The following is a 4469-nucleotide window of genomic DNA, read 5'->3' on the forward strand; positions in this document are numbered from 1 at the left end:
GTGTTATATTAGTCTTATAATCAATCGTTTTATGCTTTGATTTGAAGTTTTAATTTAATGGATAAAAGAAGCTTGTATATCCTTTTTACAATTATAAATATACATCAATATATCGATAGTGCAATATTGTAAATTACAAATGTTATTTGTTCAACAGAATTTATTATTTATCTTTGTATATTCTTTAGATACTAATAATATACAAAACAGGATAAAATAATATACCAATAACGATTTAATCATGTAGTAGTTTATGAATGAGAAAGATCGAATTATGTTGATTATGAATCAAAAGCAGCTTTTGCCATCGCAATTTGCCGAGATAATCGGAATTCAGCGAGCAGCAATGTCGCATATTACATCAGGACGAAACAACCCAAGCTTAGATGTATTAAAAAAGATTTTGGAACGGTTTCCTCATATCAGCCCGGATTGGTTGTTATTCGGTACGGGACCGATGAACCGTCCCGGATCAGGGCCTGCTTCTGTAAACGAGAAACAGGAAGCTCCGAACTTGTTTACTCATGTATCGGATGTGAAAACAGAAGTAAAGAAGGTCCCTATAAATCCAACCGAAACAAAATTGCCTGAACCGGTAGAGGTTAAATCTTCATTAAAAGACGTTTATATTCCTCCTCAAGCTCCTACAAAGGAAATACAGCGGATCATGGTCTTCTATTCGGATAATACGTATGAGTCTTTTGGGCCGGAAAAGAAATAAAAAGCCGTCTCTTTATGCTGAGATATGAGACGGCTCCTTTTTCAAAAAATAATTGTAAATAGACTTGTACCTAAAAATAATAGATTTATATCATAACTGATTTTCTATTGTTTATGCGAATCTCTATCGCTTTTTAATAGGATGTTTACATTTGTAAACCATCAATATCTATACTATATTATACTTTGGTAGCAATTTCGTATCCGGCTTGCAATGCTTTCAGGTTTACGGATACGATCTCATCTCCTTTACGTCTGAAAATCGAACGGATCCCGTCGGCAATTTTTTCATAGTCGATACCGAGGAACGGTGTGGCAGCTCCCAGCATAACCATATTCGCCGTGCGTGGAGAGCCGATCTCCTTGGCGACGGTTTCAACATCAAGCAGTACTTTATGCGGCAACTTATTTAGTTCTGCCATGACCTTTTCCATCTCCGGATAGTTCGGGATATTCGTATAAGGCTTGGTGTTGGTGACTAACCAGCCGTCTTTATTCAGATACGGTAAATAGCGCAGCGCTTCCATCGGTTCGAGCGAGATGATCAAATCGGCTTGTCCGGTAGGAATCAGGTCGGAGGCTATGGGTTTGTCGGAGAGGCGCAGATTAGACTGCACGTCTCCTCCACGCTGGCTCATACCGTGTACTTCCGATTGCTTCATGTATAACCCTTCTTTCAAAGCGGCTTCGCTGATAATGGCGGCAATAGATAATATGCCTTGTCCGCCTACTCCCGATAATATAATGTCTGTTTTCATGTTATTTTGCTTTTTTCTTTCTTGCCAATGTCTGAATACATTCCCGGCACGGTATTAATACCGAAACGCCACGATATTCGATTTCTTCGCGGATGATGTTTTTCATCTCTTCATAGTTCTTTTTCAGCGGTACCATGACGCGAATATGTTCCGGTGCGACGCCGATGCCTGCACAAATAGCCTGAATGCGTCCCGTGCCGGCCGAATCTTGTCCGCCGGTCATGGCTGTAGTTTCATTGTCGGAGATCACGATCGTTACGTTACTGTTGGCGTTGACGCAATCCAGCAGTCCGGTCATTCCCGAATGGGTGAACGTTGAGTCGCCGATTACGGCAACTGCCGGAAATACTCCCGCATCCGATGCTCCTTTGGTCATCGTGATAGAGGCCCCCATATCGATACAGCTGTCGATCGCACGGAAGGGAGGCAATGCCCCGAGCGTGTAACAACCAATATCGCCGAAAACTTTCGGCTCCTGATATTCTTTCAGCACTTCATTCAGGGCGTTGTACATATCCCGATGTCCGCATCCCTGACATAGTGCCGGAGGACGCTGTTCCACAATATCCGGAATCGTATAATAGCATTTCACCTTCTTTCCCAGAGTTTTTCCGACTGAGTCCGGTGTCAGTTCCCCGTCGCGCGGAAGGGTGCCATCGAGCCGGCCTCGAATGTTCAGTCCTTTGCCCGTAAAACCTTTCAGCCACTCTTCGACCACAGGATAGCCTTCTTCGAGCAAGAGCAATTCATCACATTCGGAGGCTATTTTCTCAATCTGTCTCTTTGGCAGCGGATATTGACAGATTTTCAGTACCGGATGCTCAAATCCATCGGGATAATTTTCCGAAAGATAGTTAAAAGCAATGCCCGTCGTGATGATGCCCCGTTTTTTATCGGGCCCGTCGAAATAACGGTTATATTTCGACTCTTCCGAAGCGGCCGTCATCACATCCTGTGCGGCCAGCAGCTGTTTATAACGTTGACGCGCCAGAGCCGGTAGCAGGGTAAACCGCAGCCTGCCGTCGGGCAGGCAATGCATTTTATTCTCCGGACGGGCGGGACGAACCGTAACCCCTGAGCGAGAATGTGCCATACGTGTTGTGATACGCAGCAGAACAGGGTATCCTAATCGCTCGGATAACTCGAATCCATCGTAAACCATATCATACGCTTCCTGCTGATTAGACGGTTCCAGCATCGGAATCATCGCGAACCGTCCGTATACACGATTGTCTTGCTCATTCTGTGAGGAGTGCATCGACGGGTCATCGGCCGAAACGATTATCATACCTCCGTTGACACCGCTCATGGCAGCATTCATGAAACAATCGGCTGCCACATTCAGACCGACATGTTTCATACAACAAAGCGAACGCTTTCCGGCGTAACTCATTCCCAAAGCTGCTTCCATAGCTGTCTTTTCGTTCGTACACCAGCGACTGTGTATATTTCTTTCACGTGCGACGGCCGATTGCTGAATGTATTCGGTAATCTCCGTCGAGGGTGTGCCCGGATATGAATATACTCCGGATAGTCCGGCGTCGATAGCGGCCTGAGCAATGGCCTCGTCGCCCAAAAATAATTTCTTTTCCATGCTATTCTATTTTTTATAACAATGCTTGCAAATTGCGACAAAGGTACGACTTTATGCGACTTGACCAAATTTCAGTAAATGCCCCGCCGATTTAATTCTTCCTGATAACGTCGGGCATTCTGATTATGCTCCGTGAGGGTCGATGCGAAATTATGTCTGCCCGAAAAATCTTCCTTGGCGCACATATATAAATAATGATGTTTCTTGTAATTCAGGACGGCATCCAGCCCCTGAATAGACGGTATCCGCAACGGCGCAGGAGGTAATCCGCCGTACATGTAGGTATTGTAGGGGGAGTCGATCTCTTTGTGTCTGTTTAAGACCCGTTGGATCGTAAAATCCCCCAGAGCATACTTAACGGTCGGATCGGCCTGAAGATATATTCCTTTATATAAGCGGTTAAGATACAGTCCTGCAATTGTCGGATATTCATCGGTCACGGCCGATTCTTCTTCCACAATCGAAGCGAGCACCGCGACTTCGAGCGGCGAGAGACCGATCCGCGCAGCTTTGTTGCGACGGGCATCCGTCCAGAAGGCATCGTATTCGCGTTTCATCCGTTGCATCAGTTTCTCGGCCGAGATATTCCAGTATACCTCATACGTATTCGGGATAAACATCGCTTTGATGGTTGGAGGCGTGAACCCCATCGACCGGCAGTAATCGGAATCGTTCATTAGCTTCATCAACTCATGGCTCTCGATCATCAACTGCTGAGACAGACGGTCGGTAAGGTCTTGCTTCATCCGGATATTGTTAAACGTAACTCGCACGGGAGTCTGATACCCTCGCCGCAGGTTTTTCAAGAGGTCGTAGTTACTCATTCCCCGAGTAACGGCGTATCGCCCGGTATTCATCTTTCCCGGATATTTCAGTAAGCGTGCGGCTTGTCTGAATGTGCGGATATCGCTACATTCGGCCGAATCTTCCAGTTGCCGGCACAAGTCTTCATAATCCTTGTCGGGGTATATGTAGACGTAAGCCGTTTTTTCCGGCATGAAGTTGGGAGAAAAAAAGAAATATGCTCCGCAGCCAATCCCCGATAAAATCAGCAGAAGGATACCGGAACATACGATCCATACCGTCCGTTTGAACCATTTTGATTTGCTCATAGATATTTTCCTGTTGTTGTAAAACAACGGTAAAGATACGTCATTCGACAGGAAAAATAAAAAAACAGTTCCTGATCCTGAATTTTTAACATATCGCCATGCAGCGTTTTCAATCTTTTTTGCATCATCTATTAAAAACTTTTTATGATTATCCGTATTTATACCTAAACTCATTTTTATAGGTTACGCAAGCTACGAGCAATCTTCCAAAGAGGGCTTCTCCCCAGTATCTTCGATTAAACTTATAACAGAATTCATCGAGATAATTTTGTAAGAATTCGGGCT

At 44.8% G+C, this 4469-nt stretch carries 4 protein-coding genes and 1 pseudogene; 1 reads left to right on the forward strand and 4 read right to left on the reverse strand.

The features are described 5' to 3' along the window. Positions 1 to 253: 253 nt before the first annotated feature. Positions 254 to 721, forward strand: a complete 468-nt coding sequence (locus Tanf_RS00065; protein WP_041590921.1) for a helix-turn-helix domain-containing protein — start codon at positions 254 to 256, stop codon at positions 719 to 721. 178 nt (positions 722 to 899) lie between these two features. Here Tanf_RS00065 and Tanf_RS00070 read toward each other — a convergent pair whose 3' ends face one another. From Tanf_RS00070 to Tanf_RS14615, 4 genes and pseudogenes are all read right to left on the reverse strand, one after another. Further along, on the reverse strand, positions 900 to 1478 hold the full coding sequence (locus Tanf_RS00070) for an indolepyruvate oxidoreductase subunit beta (RefSeq protein ID WP_046824458.1): 579 nt from the start codon (positions 1476 to 1478) through the stop codon (positions 900 to 902). 1 nt (position 1479) lies between these two features. Continuing rightward, entirely contained in the window at positions 1480 to 3072 is a 1593-nt protein-coding gene (locus tag Tanf_RS00075; RefSeq protein WP_046824459.1) for a thiamine pyrophosphate-dependent enzyme, read from the reverse strand. Positions 3073 to 3143: 71 nt separating this feature from the next. Beyond that, a complete protein-coding gene (gene mltG / locus Tanf_RS00080; RefSeq protein ID WP_046824460.1) occupies positions 3144 to 4184 on the reverse strand; it encodes an endolytic transglycosylase MltG in 1041 nt (346 codons plus the stop codon). A gap of 148 nt (positions 4185 to 4332) precedes the next feature. Beyond that, positions 4333 to 4469: pseudogene (locus Tanf_RS14615) on the reverse strand (IS1595 family transposase); the annotation flags it as partial.

The organism is Tannerella forsythia (genome assembly GCF_001006485.1).
Taxonomy (GTDB): domain Bacteria; phylum Bacteroidota; class Bacteroidia; order Bacteroidales; family Tannerellaceae; genus Tannerella; species Tannerella forsythia.